This is a genomic window from Pseudoalteromonas peptidolytica (genome assembly GCF_012641745.1).
In the GTDB taxonomy this organism is placed as follows: Bacteria; Pseudomonadota; Gammaproteobacteria; order Enterobacterales; family Alteromonadaceae; genus Pseudoalteromonas; species Pseudoalteromonas peptidolytica.
Map to the genome: position 1 here is coordinate 1 of NZ_WEHZ01000038.1, position 20,195 is coordinate 20,195.

Here is a 20,195-nt window from a genome sequence, read left to right on the forward strand (position 1 = left end):
GGATTTGAAAAGAAAACCTCACAAGATAATCAACACCTCGAAAAGCAATCAATACATTACAAAGCAATCAACACATCGCGAGGTAAACTCACTCCCACCACAACATCAACATAGTGCAGCACTGGTAAGGGGCGGTTTACCCGCCGAGCTGTTGGGTTTGCCAAACAAAAAGGATAAAGCATCCTACTTTGTTGCATCACGAGGTAAACTCGCACCCACCACGACATCAACAAAGTGCTGCATTGGTAGGAGGCGGTTTACCCGCCGAGCTGTTGGGTTTGCCAAACAAAAAGAATAAAACAGTCTACTCTGTAACATCGCGAGCTAAACTCGCTCCCACCACGACATCAACAAAATACTGCACTGTGGTAGGAGGCGGTTTACCCGCCGAGCCATTGTGCTTGCCAAACAAAAAGAATAAAGAAGCCTACATGTGTTTACCCCTAAGAGCTACGAAGCGTAGCCTCGCTCTCATTGCGTGTATCTGAAAGCAGAACATCCTACTTCGTAGCAAGCAAGAGCCTCATTAAAGGTTGATTAACAGCATCCATCCATGGTTCTAATCGACATTAGTATATCCATGTACGTCAAATCCATTGCAGAGATGCAGCGGGTTTTTTGCTTTATCGCTCATTTGTATGACATTGGACTCATTAATGAAGCTTTCTAGTAGCAAAGCAGCTTGTTCGACTACCCTTTGCTTTGGATCTTAGCTATGATTTCTCTTTTTCCTCATTACTTAATACAAAATGACAGAACTCTACCATTGGTTTGATCTTTTAGGGGTAATGGTCTTTGCCATATCAGGAACGCTAATTGCGCATAGCAAGCATATGGATGGCTTTGGAGTGATTGTTCTTGCTGCTGCAACAGGTATTGGCGGCGGCACTATCAGGGATTTAATTTTAGACCAACCCGTTTTTTGGCTACATGATACTAGTTATATATACGCCATATTGTGCGCGGTTCTTATCAGCATCTTTTGGCTTAACCGACACGAAAATATTCCGCGCACCTTACTGCAAATTGCCGATGCAATAGGACTTGCATTTTTTGCTGTAATGGGGGTTCAAAAAGCGCTAAGTATAGGTATGCCTGATATGACAGCAATCATTATGGGGGTATTAACGGGCTGCTTTGGCGGAGTGATCCGCGATGTATTGGCCAGAGAAATTCCACTGTTATTAAAAGGTGAGTTATACGCTATTACCTGTATTTTTGGAGGGATAGTCTATACTCAAACTATTAAACTGGGTTTAGCAACAGAGTATGTGATGCTCTTATCTATGGCGTCGACACTATTCTTACGTCTTGCTGCAATGAGATACAATTTGGTTTTGCACGTTTTTAAATATCCAAACTAATTATTAGGAGACATGGATGTCTTTAGCAAAAGTGTTCACACGCGCACAAGTTGGGATCACAGCACCAGAGGTCATTGTTGAAGTTCACTTAAGCAATGGTTTACCTGCTTTCAATATAGTGGGCTTGCCAGAGGCATCGGTTAAGGAAGCAAAAGAGCGAGTCCGAAGTGCGATGACAAATACTGGCTTTTTGTTTCCTGAGCAAAGAATCACTGTGAATCTAGCGCCAGCTGACTTACCTAAAGAGGGTGGACGATTTGACTTAGCGATAGCTGTGGGGATTTTAGTCGCTTCAGGTCAGCTAGATAGTCAATCTGTAATCGATAAAGAGTTCTACGGGGAACTTGCATTGAATGGTGAATTGAGAGAGATAACGGCAATTCTGCCTTCAGTAATGGCAGCAGCAACAAAAAGCAGAGCGTGCTACTTACCTCTTGCTAACGATGTTGTTGCGAGCTTAGCTTCTGCTGCCATTCGTGTGCCGCTAGATAATTTAAAAATGGCTTGGTCGCATTTAAGCGGCCAATCACCATTGGAAATTAACCAGAAATATCATATCGTGCAACAGTTACCTCAAGATATTGATTCTGCAACAGATATGGCAGAAGTCAAAGGTCAAGAAGGGGCAAAAAGAGTACTAGAAATTGCAGCAGCGGGTGGTCACAACGTCCTTTTTTTAGGGCCTCCCGGTACAGGAAAGTCGATGCTAGCACAACGACTACCGACCATAATGCCAAAAATGACGGATCAGCAAGCACTAGAAACGGCATCAATTTATTCTATTTTAGGAAAACCAATCAACCAATCTAACTGGAAAATGCGTCCATTTAGAGCTCCCCATCATACCTGCTCTGCAGTTGCATTAGTCGGAGGTTCATCAAACCCTAATGACAATTACATCGCTATAGAGTAATAATTAGAGAACACGTTTAAATTCTACACAGCTATCGGATAATATCTACACTGATATTGTGTTTTAATTCGGAATCTACACTCTTAATAAGTGATGGTTATTTTATGTCTGTACGTGCTATACCAAAAAATTATCGCAACCTTACAGGGTTGGCAAACTCTCAAAAAGCCAAAGGTGCATTTTTTGAATCGTCACTTGAGCGTGACTTTTTAACCATGATTGAATTTGACAGTGGTGTGGAAAGTTATGATGTTCAACCTGTGTGTATTTCTTGGCTAGATACCAATGGGCGAGAGAGGCAGTACACACCTGATGTATTAGTCAATTATAGGCCTAAGCATTCAGGCTTTCCGAGTAGCGACATTATACTGTGCGAAATTAAATATCGCAGTGATATTCAAAAGAACTGGGGAGAGCTCAAGCCCAAATTCAAAGCAGCTATTCGGTACGCGAAGGAACAAGGTTGGTATTTTAAACTATTTACTGAGCATGAAATACGAACCGTCTATATGGAAAATGCCCGTTTTTTGCAGCCTTACTTACGTGAAAAGCTTGATGAATCTCACGAGCATCTAATTCTTAATGCATTACTCGCTATGAGGGAGTGTACAGTCGAGCAACTGATTAAATCGCTTTTTCACGACAAATGGGCTCAAGCAGAACTGCTTCCTTCTGTTTGGTGGCTAATTGCAGCTAAAAGGATATCGCTAGACTTGAATCTACCCATCACCATGTCATCACGCATTTGGTTGGAGAGATAGCAATGCCAAGAAAAAAGCGGAAGGAATTCACATTACAACAAGGCAGTTCAGCCTATCACAATGGCACACATTACATCATTTTGCAGATAATCAATTTGGATTATGTATTAGCGGAATGCTTCACGACAAAGAAAATTGAAAAACTAAGAATTTCAGAGTTATCTTTATCACCTCCCTCTCCAGAAGAGCAACGTTTGAGCGTCATTGATGCAATTGAAGATGATGATTGGAACATAGCTCAGCAAAGGTTGGAAATAATCCAGCCGTTGGTTCATAAACACGGCAGAACAGTTGACGATGTGAAGATGGTTGCTACAGAGCATGGCCTTCACTTTAATACTGTTTACAAATGGTTAAGGCTCTACGAGGCTGACCCATCGGTGATGATATTGACACCAAAATCTAGAAGTGACGCAGGCTCGACTAAGCTCTCTAGTGAGGTGGAAAAAATTATAGATGAGTGTATTGAAAATGAATATCTAAATAAGCAAAGAAAGTCTGTTGCAGCCGTACATCGTTTGGTTCAATTGGAATGCAGAAAAGAAGGACTGAAAGCGCCACACGTCAATACAGTTAGGAATCGGATCAAAAGTTTATCTGAAGACTTAAAAATACGTAAACGTTTCAGTAAAGATCAAATCCATGATGCTTTACACATGAATCAAGGTGAATTTCCACACGCTGATTATCCCTATGCGGTGATTCAAATAGATCATACACCGTTAGATGTCATTATGGTTGATGATGTATACAGACTCCCCCTTGAGCGTCCTTGGATAACCATGGCCATTGATGTCTATAGCCGAATGGTCGTTGGCTTTTATATATCTTTTGAAAAACCTAGTGCGTTGTCAGTTGGTATGTGTCTCGCTAATGTCATTTTACCAAAGGAGAAGTTTTTAGCTGAGTATGACATTGATGCTTCTTGGCCATGCTGGGGTATTCCAAGAACAGTGCATGCAGATAACGCGAAAGAGTTTCGTGGTAATATGCTTAAAAAGGCATGTCAAGAGTACTCCTTTACAATAGAGTGGCGTCCAGTTTCTAGGCCTCATTTTGGGGGACATATTGAACGTTTACTTGGCACTTTTGCTAAAGAAATACATACATTACCGGGAACGACATTCTCAAATATTCAGCAGCGAAGAGGCTACGATTCTGACAAGCAATCAGCGTTAACTTTAAAGGAGTTTGAGCACTGGTTGACAGTGCTTATTACTAAATCCTATCACCATAAGTTTCACTCGGGCATTAACACTACACCATATCAAAGGTTTGAAGAAGGGGTTTTAGGTACCCAAAATACGAAAGGTGTTGGGATGCCAAGGAAAGTGGAGGATGAGGAAACACTTAAAATTAACCTTCTTCCCTACGTCGAGAGGACCGTACAGGATTATGGAATTCGAATTGATGATATCTGCTATTACAGTGATGTATTGAGAGTGTGGGTTAATGCGACAGTGGAAGGTCGCAGTAAGTTGAAGAAAAAATTCATATGCCGCCGAGACCCTCGAGACATTAGCACAGTATGGTTCTTTGACCCGCAGCTCAAGTGTTACTTCCCTATTCCATATAGAAATACGGCTCATCCACCTATGACGATATGGGAGCTTAGGAAAGTACAGAAAAAGCTTAAAGATGACGGAGTCATGCATGTCAATGAAGACTCAATATTTAGTGCGCTTGAGACTATGAGGGAAATAGAGCAGGAAGCTGTTATCAAAACCAAAAAAAGTCGAAAGGCAGTTCAACGTAGAAAACATGCTGAGAAAAACGCAGTGGTATCGCCAGAACCTTCAGAGGTGATACCCAATGCACAGTTCGTAGATGAAGAAGATGACGACGATATTCAGCCTTTTGATGAAATGTTAGAGGTGCGCCGTGATTGAACATACATCCAATAATTCTTACCCTCATTTAAATAAAGAAGTACAGAGGCAGCTCACCAAAAGTGACACAGCGCGCATTGAATATATCTTATCGTCAAGGTGGATTGGTTATTCCAAAGCCAAGGATATATTAGGCAAGCTTGAAGATTTGCTGCTCTATCCTAAAAAACACCGTATGCCATGTATGTTGCTTGTGGGAGACAGCAATAGCGGTAAGACGATGATAGCTGAGCGATTTATTGATTTACATCCTGCGTATGAGCGTGAAGATAATGAAGGTATTGTTATACCCGCATTGTTCATTCAGTCGCCTCCTACACCAAGCGAATCCAGACTGTATAGCAATATCTTATCCAAGTTATTTGCGCCTTTTAGACCATCAGATTCTGCCGAGAAAAAGTATCATCAAGTGAAAACAATCATGGCAGCTTGCAACGTGAGAATGCTTATCATAGATGAGATACATTCTTTATTAGCTGGCCCTTTGGATAAACAGCGGGTTTTTCTAAGCGTAATCCGCAACTTAAGTAATGAATTAAAAATCCCCATTGTTGGCCTAGGAACCAAAGATGCATTAAGAGCGATAAAAACAGACCCCCAATTGGATAATCGCTTTAAGCCTTCTCTGTTACCAAGGTGGGAGTTTGATACTGATTTTCGTCGCTTATTAGCAAGTTTTGAGTTGATGTTACCTTTAGCTAAGGCATCAAATCTAAAGCGTAAAGTTATCGCCCAGAAAATTCACTTTATGAGTGAGGGGCTTCTTGGCGAGGTGTCTGACATTCTCACTCAAGCTGCCATATTAGCAATAAGAAATGGAACCGAAACTATCACTCTGGAATTGCTTAACGAGATTGATTATGAATCTCCAAGAGAACGCAAAAAAGGGAATGCTTGATGAATAGAGTTTTGCCAGTGCATCCGCAACCTATGCCTGATGAGTTGTTCTCATCATGGGTGTATCGCGCAGCTAGAGCCAATGGGCAAAACGTCTTTTCATTTTGTCATTTACTGCTACCAGAGTTAAATAGGCGTTATTACGATATTGATAACTCGGTTAATAATGAGGTACTTCGAACGCTTTCTCTATTACTTAGGACACCATATCAAAACGCTTGGGAAACATCGTTAGATAGTTATGCAGGGCTACTTTATTCAATGCCAACTCCTAAAGCACAGAGAAAAACGTGCATACTGCAAACAGGGATCAAAAAGAATTCAGATAAACGGTTTTGTTTACAGTATTGTCCGAGTTGCTTGGCTGAGCAAAAGCCCTACTATAAGAAAGCCTGGCGAATATCTTTCATTACAGTGTGTACAAAGCATGCTTGTCAACTCCATGATAGATGTCCTCAATGCCTCAAGCCTGTAAAACCACTATTAAACGATATAAGGCAGCCTCATAAAAAGCCTTTTTTGGGAGATATCACACAGTGTTATCACTGTGGTTGTCAATTAACAGAAGCGCCTATACTAAGCGCCAAAAAAGGTGTGGTAATTGATACTCTTTTTTATAAAGCAGTTTTAAAAGCAGGATATTGGCAATTAGCTTTTAGCCTCGCATGGATATATTCATTTTCAGTTTTTTTAGTACTAAGGCATTTAATCCGTGTCGTCGCACAAAAAAAGTATAAAAAGGAAATTACAACGCGCTCTATAGATCCTGACATTATGGAGCACCAGATTCGCTACAGGTGTATGTGTAAACTCACAGGCTTGTTTCGAGATTGGCCATTAAATTTCTTAGATATCCTTCAAAGCCTCGATATAAGGTACTCAGAGTTAACCTCGATAACTAGGCAAAGGAACCCCCTTCCTTTTTGGCTTGATAAAGAAATAAAGCCTTTGATATTTAACCCCAACTCAGGCCCTTCTGCGGAAAGTGTGGAGGCTGCGATAACGTGCATGCAAGCTAGCGGGAAGAAACTAAGCCTTCTTCAGTTGAATAAGTTCATGGGATATGCGGACTCAATGTCAATAAAAAATGTTTTTAAGCAGCAAATAGCAAAATTCAACAGGAATTTTTAGGAGTATCAGAATGACCCAAGACAGCGTATTTGATTTTTACCTTAAACGAAATTACTGCCAAAAAGGTATGGAACATTACTTAAGCTCTTTAGATAAAGAAGAGCTAGTTTTGATGTTACTTAAATTTTACGACCAAGAAGCTGACATCTATAACAACCTATCGAATTGGAAGTATAAAATACCAATGTGGTACACGGAATACCTTGGTATAAACCACGATTGGAATAGCCAAAATGCGAACGAGTGGCTAGATATGTTCATTGAGCTGGTAGAGCGTTCATCGGATCTTGCTCAACTTGACACGTGGGTACTGGCTGATCTGGAAAGCGAAAACTCACCAGCCTATTCAGCATTGATTGCTAGTAGGGCTAAATGGGCACCACGAGCAATTCGTCAGTACTGTCCAATTAGCCTATTCGGTAAGGAAAACTTAGTTGATGCTTTTGGGGAAAAGTGAGGCCAAAAGGTTATTCTTTGATTCTAGAGACTCAGCAAACCAAAAAAGTTTGTTCTTTGCTCGGGTTACTCCAACGTATGCAACTCGGTATTTTTCCTCTGTTTGCATACGTGTGTAGCCACCTTTTATATTTGCTATCTGGCACAAAACATCACGTATTGGGTGCCTGTTGGGTGGCACAGCATCACCAACCAAGAAAACGGTTTGTGCTTCGAGACCTTTACTGGCGTGAACAGTTAAAACTTTAATTTTTTCTTGTTTCTTCAAGCGCTCTATTGCAGCGTACCATGTTTGGTTGCTGCTTTTTTTTGTCAGTCTCCTAGTGGTACAGAGGAGGTAAATAGGGTTGTCAGGTGTTATCTCAGGTTTGTTTGCTTCGACTTCCAGTAACTGTGCAGCCAATTCGAAATTTATTGCTGATTGGTTCTTTTTATTAATTATAGGGGGGTGTAGCTCAACACATGATAAGGGAGTATCAGCATCAGGCCTTGCATGTTTGATCTTCTTATCACTTTTAGCGCTCTCAGGCAGTTTTGCAAGTACTCGGGCACCTAAATTGAGTACTTTACTTGAGCACCTGTAGTTACTCTCTAACTTGACGGGGTGTTCATCGTGAGACAAGTCGAAGCATGACTTGTAATTTAATATGTACTGTGGGGAGCTGCCTCGCCATCCATATATAGATTGGTTATCATCACCAACACTTATTAATGTACCATCCTGAATTATCTGGTTTTGGTGTAATTGCTTCTTCAACTCATTTAAAAATTTAGCGATTAGGGGGGAAATGTCTTGAAATTCATCGATTAGTAAGTGCTGAAGTTTTCCTAATAAGCGAATATCTAACTTGTTATATTCAATATCGCTTGGAGTGCCAAAGCGATGAAATACATCGTCAAATGTCGTTAGTTGTTTGCTCTTTAGCCTGTTTATCCATGAAGCATGGAAAAACCGTGCAAGTTTAAGGAAAAGTTGATCTGACTCTGTCACTTTACTTCCTGCATTGCTGAATAAGTTTAATTGCTTCTCAGATAAAGCGTATAGTGGTTTACCAATTGAGTAAGAGAAATCGATAAGCTTACTAAATTCAGAAACAAGTAAACTATCAATTCTATTATCGCTTTTTGCAGGTAAATCTCCCTCGCATACATAACTAAAGTCAGGAACGGGAATGGTATCTACATAGCGCTCTAATTCGAATTCTTCATACGACAAAAAGCAAAGCAGTGTTTTTATGTCGTCGACAAGGTAATAGTTGGCGCTCCCATTCAACAATACAATCCGCCTGTAATATTCGACTACACTGGCAACTTGTTTCTTTTCACCAAATGTAACCTTGTTCTTCTGGAGTACTTTATTTTTGACGCTAAGGCAGATTTTTGCGTTAGTTTTTGGCAAGTGATAGTGATACTGGAAGTGAAATGTTTTGTCAGATAGTATGACCTTTTCAGTTTCGTTAGAAGTGACAAGATATTTTGACATTCTGTTCAGTATTTCAGAATGTCTTTGTTGCCAGTATTGGGAGCAATACTCAATGTAAGTTTGTTCATAGCCGCGTATCCAGTCACACTTATCACTTACGTCCTTTTTATTCTCTAATGCTCGCCTACGCTCACCTTCTAGGGAGTATTTGAAGAGTTTATTTATAACTTGACGGAAAGACCTATTTTCAGTGTATAACTCTTTATAGAGGGTGACCATTAACACTAACTTTTCTGAAACCTCTTCTGAATTGGTTTGCTCTGCATTACCTTCTTGAGGTTGCATGAGGTTCTCAATGTTTACTCCATATGGATCATCATCAGCAGGTTTTTGAGACTTGAATTCGAAAAGTAAAGATCTGGACTTATTACCTAACTTGTTATGAATTTCATAGGCAAGTGAATGAAATGTTCGCACGACCGCACGGGCGTCGTTATAGGACAGCTCTTGACCAAATTGTCTTAATCTAGCTATTAGGCTATCAATGAACTCGCGTCTGGACTCTACGGTGAAAGTACACACTGTAATTTTGTCAAACGGTATATCCATATGCTTGTGTAACAGAATTACTCTGAGGATCAGTGTTGTTGATTTACCGCTACCCGCACCAGCTATGACATTGGTTGCTGTATTAGTAGAAAAGAGCATTTTTTCTTGCTCTTCGCTTATTCGAATGAAGTTAGGTTTTTGCTTTGTAGCTTCAATTTCATTTATTATGCGGACTTCTTCAACAAGCCTTTCTTTGATCGCCTCCATTCTATTTATTTTTTCGCTAGGAACTATAGCTTTGTTTTTCAGCAGTTTAACCTCTTTTGGAGCAAACTCAGGTATACCATGAACTTCCCAAATATGTTCCTTCAAGTCCGAAAACCTCTGTTTGTAAGTACTTCTAACAGTTTGGCGTCTACGTTTTTCTTGGATAAGCATGTGCTTATGCATATCTTTTTCGTTACTAAACTGTGTTGCTAGCTCTTTAAATTCTCTACGTTTTTTAGTAAATAGGGCTCTGTGTTTATCTAACGTTTCTTTTAAGTAGATGAGGTTGCTTGGGCTAAATGGACTTAGCAAAGAGTTGGTTTTTCTTCTTTGGGTTTTCTTTTTTGCCATTGTGTGACTACCTTCAGGTGTGAGTGGTCCCTGAGGGTTTAGGTGAATCTAAACCCTAAGTGTTTCTCAATGATGTTCTTTTGTCGGTGAACATAATCACCAGATTCGATAGAATCATTTGCAGCATGCCTTAATGACCAACTTTCAACATTAGGAGGCAACTGAGTGTGATCCCACTTCCCTCTATCTTCCGCTGATTGGCTCAATAAGTTATGTAGATGAAATTCTGAAATGCTGTCTTCATTTCGATCAAGCGCTAATAATATTGCTGGTGTATCTAACTCTATCCATCCTTCCGTAACTTTGACTACTCTCCTCTCTGCTTCGGCTAAAAAAACGGTTAGTGAGTTTGCAACGGTCAATTTGGCGATAATAGCTCTTCGATGACGATACTTTTCATCACCTTTTGCTATAAAGCCAAGTTCTTTGATGTAGTGGATATACTGCCATGTAGAAGTTTTACCAGATCCCAAATATGTTGTTGGAAAGTAAGAGTGATTACGCTCCTCTTTGCCAAGATTACCATAGACGCTGATGATTTCAGTATTTGTGACCCTCGGACAGTTGGATAGCTCACTGAGCAGTTGTGAGAATAATGCAAGACGGCAAAGCTTTTCCCTAAATTTATACTTATTTTTATGCTTTTGCTCTAGAGAAGGTGGAATAAAGCTAATTGGTACGGTTCTACCCCGACCATCACCATCTCCTGTATTGCCGCCATTAAGATCATCATCACTAGGCAAAGGCGATGATTTTGAACTTTCATCCAAATGGTCTTTTTGTCTTTCTTTCTCGATACTCTTATTCATCAAATCTGGGAACTGAGTAACAGCTCTCCCTTCGACAAGAAGATCATCTATGTTACTTCTTGGTTCACTTTCTGGATGCAAATCAATATCATTTTTTTCAGGAGGTGGCTTGGGCCTGCTTTTAGGTGGAGTTCCATTATTTTTTCCACCCAAAGGTGGTTTCTTTATTGGGTTTTTATCACCAGGATTATCTCTAAAGTATGTAAGTGACGTAAACGGATAACTGGCAGTGCAACTTAAAATATCATAAACAATGAATACGTGCCCTTTTTTAGAAGCTAGAGGACACCATTTTCCATACACGTCTAATGTTGTCTCACCTTGGAAGGGAAATGATAGCTTTGGGCTAATATTTCTTTTGTTTGTATTTTGCAGTGATAAACCTTCACTGAGCTTTCTTACTGCTTTTGCTGCCACATCATCGAAAGCGAGCCTTGCAATTTCCGAAGCTGCAGAATCAGGAGTCCACTTTTTTAACAAAATGAACGCATGCCCGTCATTGTCAATATATGACTGCGTGGGATCGTATAGTGAGTTGAACTGCAAGCCAAATTTGAATAACTGCTGAAAAACATATTGAGACCTAGCAAAATAAGCCTGCAGAAGCACATAGTGAGGGAAGATAACTATGTTGCCTTCGTCTATTTCTACAAATTCGCAGTGAACTTTTGTCGCGTTTCCATGATATGGGTGGTGGGGAAACGGAAGTAAAAATTCATCGAGGTTGCCTTTGGCGCCTGCTGTGGCTGTATAGGTTAACTCTGAATTTATAGTTACATCGAACTTCTCGCGCATTTTATCTGAATGTGACAGTAAAACTCGCTTTCCTTTATGCCAAACATCACCCAACCTAAGAATTCTGAGGTAACTTACAGGCACAGTAACGATATTAGACTGTTTAAAATCTGTAGAAAACTTATAATTTAGGCTATCAGGGGTTGGCTGCTCGATAAATGGAGATAAGTAGACGTCAACAAGTGGCTCGCTTCTGCGCTGACCTGATTTGTCCTCGTAACTTAGATAGCCAAACCAATCCACTCGCCAATATCGGCTATCGTAATTTGTTAGTGCATTAATATTAAAACCAGAAACCATAATATCCTTATTTACACAAAATTAAACGCATGTAAACTTAACTGGAACACCATAGTGATGTAGTTCTACATTAATTGCTAGTTAATTTTTGATTTCTAGTGAAAAAGGCTTGATTTTATTTTGGGTTGCAGCTCTGAGATGTTGATTAAACGTATTGATAATCCCAGCTATGCCCTTGGGATGGAAATAGCATGGTGGAGTTCATTTAAAAGTTATTTCTCAACAGGTGTAGTAAATAAGCTAGTAATTGAACCAAATTACGAAGTAAATAATGAGTACACACCGTCGAAGGTTTATTCAGTGGGAAATTGGTCAACAGCTTGCTGACCAAACTGTAAGGTAAATTAATGAGGAACATATGCAAGTACAAGAGTACAAGGAACACAACTTTAGATTGCTGATTTGCTCTGAATCTGATCGCTTTGAAATTGAAAGACTTTCTCCTATAGAGCACATAGGTTATTTGCAGATGTATGATAGAGATGGTCGGCTTGAGATCCGAGACCTCTGGATTAACGAAGAACCAGAAGACTTTAGAGGTAAGGGGTTCGGTTCAATTTTAATCGAACATGCATTTGAATATGCTAAAGAAAAGCGCATGGACTATATATTTGGGCATACTCAAAAAGATGACTATCGAGTACACCGATTCTACGAAAAGTGTGGTTTTAAGGTTTTTATTGACAATAGATATGATAGGGCGTGGTTTCTTTACCCATCAAATGGTGGCCTCATGAATACGCCTGATTTCGACCAATTGGCGAAGTTAGGTGGTTTGGGCAATGAATTAGGTATTTATGAATTCAACTAAAAGCTGAGAATAACAGGATGATTAAAAATTCACTGATGTCATGGGTATTATTGACCGTTAGCCATTTCTCAATTGCAGAAGAAACATGGCGCGGGTTAGTTGTTGAGCAGGAAAATAGGTGTTCACCTTATAACAAAAAAGCCCAATACCCTTATCCTCAAAGTGTCGAGGATGAGATTGTTGCTAGTATGGGGGGAGTGGTTTATGGGCCATATACTGGTTCCTATTTTGAGTCGGATACCGATACGGACATAGAGCACATAGTCGCAGCTAGTGAAGGTCATGATAGTGGCTTATGTGCCGCGTCAAATGAAATGCGCGTGCAGTTTGCTACAGACTTGCTCAATTTAACATTGGCGGCGCCGATAGTGAATCGATGCAATATTGGTGGAAAGTGTGGTTATGATGCTGGTGAGTGGATGCCAGAAAAAAATCAGTGTTGGTTTGCTAGTAGAGTGCTTCAAATTAAAACCAAGTACAGTCTAAGTGTTGATAGAAATGAAGCTGAAGTTTTAGAGAGAACTCTATCCGCATGTAGTTCATTTGAAATGATATTCTACCCTCACTCTGGGCTTAGCAATTCAGACCAAGAAGGTGATGAACAAGGAAGTCCCTTAGAAATGTATGATGACAATAAGAATGGTCGTATAAGCTGTTCTGAAGCTAAAAATCACAAGATTACGCCAGTATTTAGCCAACATCCAGCTTATAAGTTCATGAAGGACGCTGATGGAGATGGTGTAGTATGTGAGAACTAAGCCTACATTACAATTTAGCCAAATCAAAAAGCTTTCTCAAAATTCAGAGGGCGCTTTTTACGCAGTGAATTTTTTAGGCTGTGAAGCTGTACTAAAACTGGGGCAGTCACAGATATGAACAAAAGGGTAAGCGGTACAAAGCAGCACTAGATTTAGAACCCACCAGAAAATTTATTAATTACTTATACGAAAGGTTGAAAAATAAGCAGCCTGCCTTTATTACAATTGTTACGGGCATAGGATCATAGCACTAAATATGAATTATCTTATATTTGAGAGGGAAAGTGGCTTCAGACTTAAAATCAGCGAATAACCCAAAGATAACAGCATTGTTAACAGTGGTGATCTTTTTATGTGCGGGGGCTCAATACAGTTTTGCTGTGATACCAGCGTGGGAGGAAGCTCTTATAACTGGCGCTTTGAGCTTGGGCTTTTCGGCTTTTTTAGTGCTATTAACGAACCTAACTCCACATAACCTTAAGCATAAGTTGGTTTTTACCCGTTTATCAAATGAGATGCCAGCATGTCGAGTTGATGAGCTATGTAAAAAAGACATAAGAGTTTCATTCGAAGATGTATGCACTAGATGGCCAAGCGTATTCGAGGATTCACTCTGCCCTTCTGAGAGAAATAGCCGTTGGTATAAAGAAATTTATAAACCAGTTCTTAACGAAAAATCTGTTACTCAGGCACATCGAGACTTCCTTTTATACCGTGATGTTTTTTCTGCGCTCTTTGTCATGCTTGTGGTGGCCATTACTTGGGGCGTATGGGGGGAGATAGAGTTTGTAGGTACAATTAATACAGCAGTGTATTACATTCTAATTGGCTCATCGCTCTTAACTCTTATCGCTGCTCGAAACAGCGGAAACAGGCTTGTAATGAATGCTGTTGCGGCAGCTTTATAAAATAGTAAGGAATAATAAATGGGCGCAAAAATAACGTTTTTTCCAGTCGATAATGGTGATATGACACTGATCCAGTTAGCAAATGATGAGAAGGCTTCGTTATTAATTGACTGCAACATTAGGGCTGCTGCTGATGATCCGAATGAAAAGGCCCCCGATGTTGCTAAAAAGCTAAGGGAAAAGATAAAAGTAGACAGCGATAATCGACCATATGTAGACGCTATGCTATTGAGCCACCCAGACAAAGATCACTGTTTAGGCTTAGAAAAACACTTTTGGCTTGATTCACTGGACAAGTATTCTGATGACAATAAACCACAAGAAGAAAAACGAATTGTAATACGGCAGCTATGGTCATCCCCTATGGTATTTAGACGGGCTTCTAAAAGTGAACCTCTTTGTAGCGATGCGAAAGCATTTAATAAGGAAGCTAGAAGACGAGTAAAAGAGAATCGGAGTAATAAATTTCAAGTTCCAAACGGGGATCGGATCTTAATTCTTGGAGAAGACGAAAATGGTAAAACGGATGATCTAGGGCCAATTCTAAAAAAGGTCGGTAATGTTATTTATGGGATTAACGGAACTGCCACTGATTACCTTTCTTCAAAGTTACTTGGGCCTTTGAGTTTGCAAGATGAAGAAACCGAAGAGAAGCTTTCAAAAAATAACTCCAGTGTAATTATTAATTTCCATGTTAAATCATCTGAATATAGCTCCAAGTTGAGTCGATTTTTAGCTGGAGGGGATGCTGGAGTGGTTATCTGGGAGAAGATTTGGGCTGAATACAATAGTGCAGATTTAGAGTATGATTTATTACTTGCTCCGCACCACTGCTCATGGAGATCTTTATCACATGATAGCTGGTCGAAAAAAAAGGAAGAGGCGAAGGTTTCCCCTGATGCAAAAGCAGCTCTTAGTCAGTGTCTTGATGATGCGATTATAGTCTCAAGTAGTAAACCTATAGAAGATGATGATAACGATCCACCTTGTATCAGAGCAAAGAGAGAATACAAAGATATTTTGAGAGATGTTAAAGGTATATTTAAGTGTACTGGAGAAGAGCCTAATAGAACTGCACCTAAACCGTTAGTTGTTGAGGCAACGAATACTGGATTTAAATTATGTATTGCAGCAGCTTCAGTTTCAATGGCGACTGCGGCGACGACGCCTCCTCGAGCAGGTTCAAATGACAAAAAGTGAGTTTATTGCATGGGGAGAAGTCATTGTTAAAGATGACCTACCTACACCTCTTTTATCTTTGCTTGATGTAGTAGAAAAGCATAATGATTGTGAGTTTGTTGAAGCAATTAGAGTTTTAAAAAACTTTGAAGCTTTGGTTGTTGATTTTGGGGATGGAACATTTGAGACAGATAATTCAATCGGGGTACAGCGAATTGAGCGTTTAGCACTCTGTTACAATCCCGAAGCAGAATTCTGTTGGGATGTGAGAGCTTTAAGGAAAGACTTTCCACTTTCAATACATCAAAATCATACAGAGGGTGGTGAGCCTAGATCACTATGCCTCTATTATGAGCCTTGGCCTTCAGTGGAGCGAACATGGACAGCGCAAAGCTTTGTTAAAAGAATTTTTTGGTGGCTGCGCTCAACAGCGGAAGAAACAATACATCCAAGTGATCAACCTATTGAACAGTTGTTCTTCAAAAGTAAATATCAGTTTGTACTTCCCGATACGCATTTTGATTTATTCAACCAAGAAAACCTCGGCCTAATCTTTGGAAGAATAGATGAAAGTGAAACATCCTTAGAAACAATAGTAGGAAGATATGAGAACATAAACTCAGAACTTTCAGAAACTCATGCTGAACTTCCATATATTCTACCCATAACAATAGTAACCTCGGCGATTGAAAACGGCCCTGTAGAAGGTTACCCGTTCAAGCTTAGTGAACTAAAAGAGAGGCTAGAGTTAAGAGGCGTTGACCTTCTAGAAAGCTTGCAGAATGCTATTCGCAGGATTGTGCCAGAACAAGGCGGATTAAGCATTGATACAAACTCAAAAAGTAAAATCTTACTCATTATGGGGATTCCAAGAAAGAGAAATGGTCGTATTGAGAGGATGGACGTACAAGGGTTTTTGCTTCACGTAAATATTGGGCTCTTTGGTGAAAGTTTAGGTGTTCTTTTAAGAAATCCAGCAGATAGGAAAAAGTGGTTTTTAGATATATTTGGTACACCGAATCCAACCGACTACTGGGAGCAACAAGCGATACTTCCTACTGAAGTTCAATTCATGCCTTCAGCGAAAGAGGTACGAAAGTTTTCAGGGCTTCGAGACACAGATTGTGAATTTGAGGGGGTGTTGGCTGGCGTTGGGGCGCTAGGTAGCTCTTTAGCCGAAATTTGGGCAAGAGAAAAGTGGGGGAACTGGGATTTTGTCGACGATGACATTGTAAAGCCTCACAATCTAGTTCGTCATATATCTAGTGCTTGGGGGGTCGGGTCCTCTAAAGTAAAAGTATTGAGTGACTATCTTTCTAATATATTCAATATATCTCCAATAGAAAGCTCCCTTAGACATGTTTGTAAGTTTGATGTAGCCCTTCCAAAAATAAGGGAACTGGTTGAAAGTAAAGATTTAATTGTGGACGCTACAACTACCTTGGAAGTGCCTAGAGAACTTTATCGAGCTAACTGTAAAGCTAGAGTTGCGAGTGTATTCTTAACCCCAAATGGAATGTCATCAGTCTTATTGTTAGAGGATAAAAAAAGAGATACTAGAACTATGTCACTAGAAGCTCAATATTATAGAGCAATCTTACATAGCAACTCTTGGGGTAAAGAGCATTTGGATGGTAGTTTTGAGCAATTTTGGGTTGGAGCGGGATGCAGAGATATATCGGTATCTCTGTCAAATGAATTAGTTAAGCTTCACTCTTCAATGATAGGACGTCAATTGCGCTTGGCTTTAGAAAGTGAAAAGCCCCAGATATTTGTATGGACCTTTGATGATGAATCAGCTTGCTTAACTTGTGACAAGGTTCCAGTGGCTCCTTCAAGAACTTTACAAGTCGGTGATTGGGAGGTTATATGGGATGAGGACATTGAAAGTAGTTTAATTGAGAAAAGAAAAAATAGCCTCCCGAATGAAACGGGCGGAGTTTTACTTGGTTTTATAGATCTTAAGCTTAAATCAATTTCTTTGGTATTAGCAGGTACTGAGCCCAGTAATAGTCTATCTTCTCCGTTTGAGTTTTCTCGAGGAACTGAGGGAGTATTAGGTACTTTAGAGGAAAGCTCTAGACGTACAGCAAATATTGTACGTTACATAGGTGAATGGCACTCACACCCAAATTGTGTGTCATCGGCACTTAGCTCTTTGGATATATTGCAACTGGATCATCTAAGTAAGATAAACAACACCGAAGGACTCCCCGCAGCTATGCTAGTTGTTGCGGAAGGAGAAATAAGTATATCAGTTAAAACTCTCTCTCGTTCAGAAACGAAAGTGATTTTAACAAGCAAAAGCGTAACTTGAAGGATTGTAGTTTTACAGTATGACATTAAAGAAAAGAGTAACTAGATTCAGAGCATATCAACTAAAAAATGCAGGGTCATCATTTTCATACTTCAACGGGACAAGCTTTACTCTCATCGAGGCACGCTATAATGAATGCAACGAGAGCAGTATCAACGAAGAGTTGAAGTTATGTGGGGTAAATACTATTCATACTTTACATATTACGTCATGGGATCAAGACCATTGCTCAAGGCCTGAACTTGAAAGGATTTTGGCGAGATATAGCCCTAGTAAAATAGAATATCCTGGCTATAAACCACACACAGCATCAGGAGAAGAGTGTCTAAAGTTGATAAAAAAGTTTAAGGCAGGAGATAATACGAAAAAGGTAATTAGTGTCACACCTAAATACATATCAAGCTTGGATGCGGCTAAAAGTTATGGATATAAAGATATCTTGAGTCATCCAAAGCTGATCGATGAAAAGAATGCAAATAATAACTCTACGGTTAAACACTTCCGTTCAGGCTCCTTTAACGTGTTAAGCTTAGGTGATGTAGAGTGCTGTAATATTGCAGCAGGTTTGAGAAGGCAAAAAGTTATTAAGAATGAAACTGATATAATGATCCTCGCACATCATGGGGCGAATAATGGTTTTACAACATCTTCATTTATTAGAGCTGTTAAACCTAGAGTCGCTATTGCTTCGGCTAATTATTCTAATAAATTTGAGCATCCGAAGCGTGAAATACGTAATTTGTTACATAAGCATGGCGTTAAATTGTTCACAACTAAAACTGGTGACGTCATTATTTGCTCTGTCGGAAACCATACTGGTGATTATAGAGTTACAAACCTAAAAGCAGACAGTTCTGCTATTTCAAGTAGTTATGATTTTTATGCTCGAAAGTCAAAGATTTTAAAACATAATCTGGATACAATCAGGGCCAAGATTAGTAAGAGGAATGGTAAGCCCCAATTGAAAAAGTAGTCGCGAACTCCTTTAATATGTCTCGCTCTTCCGTCATCTGTTTAAGCTCTGCCCTTAGACGCTTAGCGGGTAACTTCTTTGCTTTAGCCACCCAGTTGTATAGGAACTTGTCTGTGATACCCAAGCGTATGGCTGTTACCAGCCACCTTTAATATCTTGGGAAATAGTTGTTGGCTTAGTTTTTGACGAAAATAGATGAAAAAATATTCCGCATTCCTTTGATCTAGATTAAACTTGACTTGTAGTTAATATATAGTTAATTTTGTTTGTTTTATGGGGGGGGTGGGGTTAGCGAATGTTTTTATCTAGATTGTTAGTAGTGACAGCACTTTTACTTCTTTCTGGCTGCGAAAAGAAGCAAAATAGCTTGCAGGATGAATTAGAAGTGCAACTCATGCTATACGGGGCGCATCCTCTTTTACTGACAGTTAAAGACGGAGTGATTGAGGGGGCTCGTAAATATGATTCTGGAAATAAGATCAGCTTTCATTTGAATGATGCGAACTTTCAGTTTCAGGAAGCCGTATTCCAGTCTAGGCAAGTTTCTCGAAAGGGAGCTTCGGCGCTTGTAGCGTTTGGCACACCAAGTATTAAAGCTGCTATATCAAATTCAAACCCCGATGTTAAAGTGTTCTTTGGTGCAAGTAGCGATCCTGTATCAATTGGCGTTGCGAATTCAAATGATCCTGACTTATGGAAAGAAAAAGGCTTTGATGGGAAAGATAATGTTTATGGTCTCGTCACTAACTTTGATTATGTAGGAATGGCTTCCCTTATTTCAAATGTTCTGCCAAAAAAGGAAAGTAACGAGGAGTGTGTAAGAATTGGTTACCCTATGAGTGATGGTGAACCTAATTCCGTTTTAGCATACGATAAACTCAAATTTCAGCTGGAGAAAGAAGGTTTTTGCCTAATATCTTCAGCAGTGTCTTCTCCAGTAGATGTTCCTTTGGCAATACGGTCTTTGATTTCAAAAGGTGTCTCTGCTATTCAAGTTGGACCTGATAACACTGTCTCTGGATCTATTGGGGCTGTTGTTTCGATAGCGCACAATGCCAATCTACCCGTTTTTACATCTGATAGTGCTTCTATATCAAAAGGAGCTGACGCGGCGTATGCTGTGGATTTTTATATGTTAGGAATAGCTTTGGGTGAAAAGGTTGCTCAAGTAGTTCTGGATAAAGAAGTTAATGAAGAAAGCCGCATAGACATTTTTTCTAATTCCAAATTATACATTTCCAAACAGTTTTTATCTTCTCACCTGAATAGTGATCAGGCTGGCCTACTAAAAGGAATGGGGTTAGAAGAAGGTTCTATCATTTTGGTCGACAAAGCTAAATGATT

General features: G+C 39.7%; 15 protein-coding genes and 2 pseudogenes. 15 read left to right on the forward strand and 2 right to left on the reverse strand.

Annotated elements, in window-relative coordinates:
- Positions 1 to 749 precede the first annotated feature (749 nt).
- From F9Y84_RS19040 to F9Y84_RS19070, 8 genes and pseudogenes are all read left to right on the forward strand, one after another.
- Positions 750 to 1,364 (forward strand): trimeric intracellular cation channel family protein, encoded by a 615-nt coding sequence (locus tag F9Y84_RS19040; protein ID WP_128730829.1) that lies wholly within the window; start codon positions 750 to 752, stop codon positions 1,362 to 1,364.
- Positions 1,365 to 1,380: 16 nt separating this feature from the next.
- Positions 1,381 to 2,271, forward strand: a pseudogene (locus tag F9Y84_RS19045) (YifB family Mg chelatase-like AAA ATPase); the annotation flags it as partial.
- Between the two features lie 110 nt (positions 2,272 to 2,381).
- Positions 2,382 to 3,038, forward strand: coding sequence for a TnsA endonuclease N-terminal domain-containing protein (locus F9Y84_RS19050; protein ID WP_147389539.1), 657 nt, complete (start codon positions 2,382 to 2,384; stop codon positions 3,036 to 3,038).
- 2 nt (positions 3,039 to 3,040) lie between these two features.
- On the forward strand, positions 3,041 to 4,927 hold the full coding sequence (locus tag F9Y84_RS19055; RefSeq protein ID WP_147389538.1) for a Mu transposase C-terminal domain-containing protein: 1,887 nt from the start codon (positions 3,041 to 3,043) through the stop codon (positions 4,925 to 4,927).
- Positions 4,920 to 5,825, forward strand: a complete 906-nt coding sequence (locus F9Y84_RS19060; protein ID WP_244297240.1) for a TniB family NTP-binding protein — start codon at positions 4,920 to 4,922, stop codon at positions 5,823 to 5,825. The genes F9Y84_RS19055 and F9Y84_RS19060 overlap by 8 nt, the downstream gene beginning before the upstream one ends.
- Positions 5,825 to 6,253 (forward strand): annotated as a pseudogene (locus F9Y84_RS22640) (TniQ family protein); the annotation flags it as partial. The gene F9Y84_RS19060 and the pseudogene F9Y84_RS22640, both read left to right, overlap by 1 nt.
- 90 nt (positions 6,254 to 6,343) lie before the next feature.
- Positions 6,344 to 6,955, forward strand: coding sequence for a hypothetical protein (locus tag F9Y84_RS22315; protein ID WP_225740671.1), 612 nt, complete (start codon positions 6,344 to 6,346; stop codon positions 6,953 to 6,955).
- Positions 6,956 to 6,965: 10 nt separating this feature from the next.
- Positions 6,966 to 7,412 (forward strand): hypothetical protein, encoded by a 447-nt coding sequence (locus F9Y84_RS19070; protein WP_147389536.1) that lies wholly within the window; start codon positions 6,966 to 6,968, stop codon positions 7,410 to 7,412.
- Here F9Y84_RS19070 and F9Y84_RS19075 read toward each other — a convergent pair.
- The gene (locus tag F9Y84_RS19075) at positions 7,386 to 10,001 is read right to left on the reverse strand and encodes a UvrD-helicase domain-containing protein (protein WP_147389535.1); all 2,616 of its coding nucleotides are present in this window, start codon (positions 9,999 to 10,001) and stop codon (positions 7,386 to 7,388) included. The genes F9Y84_RS19070 and F9Y84_RS19075 overlap by 27 nt on opposite strands.
- A 38-nt stretch (positions 10,002 to 10,039) precedes the next feature.
- A complete protein-coding gene (locus F9Y84_RS19080) occupies positions 10,040 to 11,848 on the reverse strand; it encodes a hypothetical protein (protein WP_147389534.1) in 1,809 nt (602 codons plus the stop codon).
- 415 nt (positions 11,849 to 12,263) lie between these two features.
- On the opposite strand from F9Y84_RS19080, the gene F9Y84_RS19085 reads away from it, so the two are divergent.
- The 7 genes from F9Y84_RS19085 to F9Y84_RS19115 all read left to right on the forward strand — a co-directional run bounded on the left by F9Y84_RS19085 (position 12,264) and on the right by F9Y84_RS19115 (position 20,193).
- Positions 12,264 to 12,716 carry a GNAT family N-acetyltransferase gene (locus F9Y84_RS19085; RefSeq protein WP_147389533.1) on the forward strand — a complete coding sequence of 151 codons (453 nt, stop codon included), beginning with the start codon at positions 12,264 to 12,266 and terminating at the stop codon, positions 12,714 to 12,716.
- 17 nt (positions 12,717 to 12,733) lie between these two features.
- Entirely contained in the window at positions 12,734 to 13,474 is a 741-nt protein-coding gene (locus tag F9Y84_RS19090; protein WP_147389532.1) for an excalibur calcium-binding domain-containing protein, read from the forward strand.
- A gap of 284 nt (positions 13,475 to 13,758) precedes the next feature.
- Positions 13,759 to 14,382, forward strand: coding sequence for a hypothetical protein (locus F9Y84_RS19095; protein WP_147389531.1), 624 nt, complete (start codon positions 13,759 to 13,761; stop codon positions 14,380 to 14,382).
- A gap of 18 nt (positions 14,383 to 14,400) precedes the next feature.
- Positions 14,401 to 15,582: an anti-phage 6A-MBL system MBL-fold protein gene (mblB, locus tag F9Y84_RS19100; RefSeq protein WP_147389530.1), complete on the forward strand. Its 1,182-nt coding sequence runs from the start codon at positions 14,401 to 14,403 to the stop codon at positions 15,580 to 15,582.
- Entirely contained in the window at positions 15,569 to 17,878 is a 2,310-nt protein-coding gene (cap2-3, locus tag F9Y84_RS19105; RefSeq protein WP_147389529.1) for an anti-phage 6A-MBL system cap2_3 protein, read from the forward strand. The genes mblB and cap2-3 overlap by 14 nt, the downstream gene beginning before the upstream one ends.
- A gap of 19 nt (positions 17,879 to 17,897) precedes the next feature.
- Entirely contained in the window at positions 17,898 to 18,851 is a 954-nt protein-coding gene (locus F9Y84_RS19110) for a ComEC/Rec2 family competence protein (protein WP_147389528.1), read from the forward strand.
- A gap of 295 nt (positions 18,852 to 19,146) precedes the next feature.
- Positions 19,147 to 20,193 carry an ABC transporter substrate-binding protein gene (locus F9Y84_RS19115; protein ID WP_147389527.1) on the forward strand — a complete coding sequence of 349 codons (1,047 nt, stop codon included), beginning with the start codon at positions 19,147 to 19,149 and terminating at the stop codon, positions 20,191 to 20,193.
- The last annotated feature ends 2 nt before the right edge of the window (positions 20,194 to 20,195 follow it).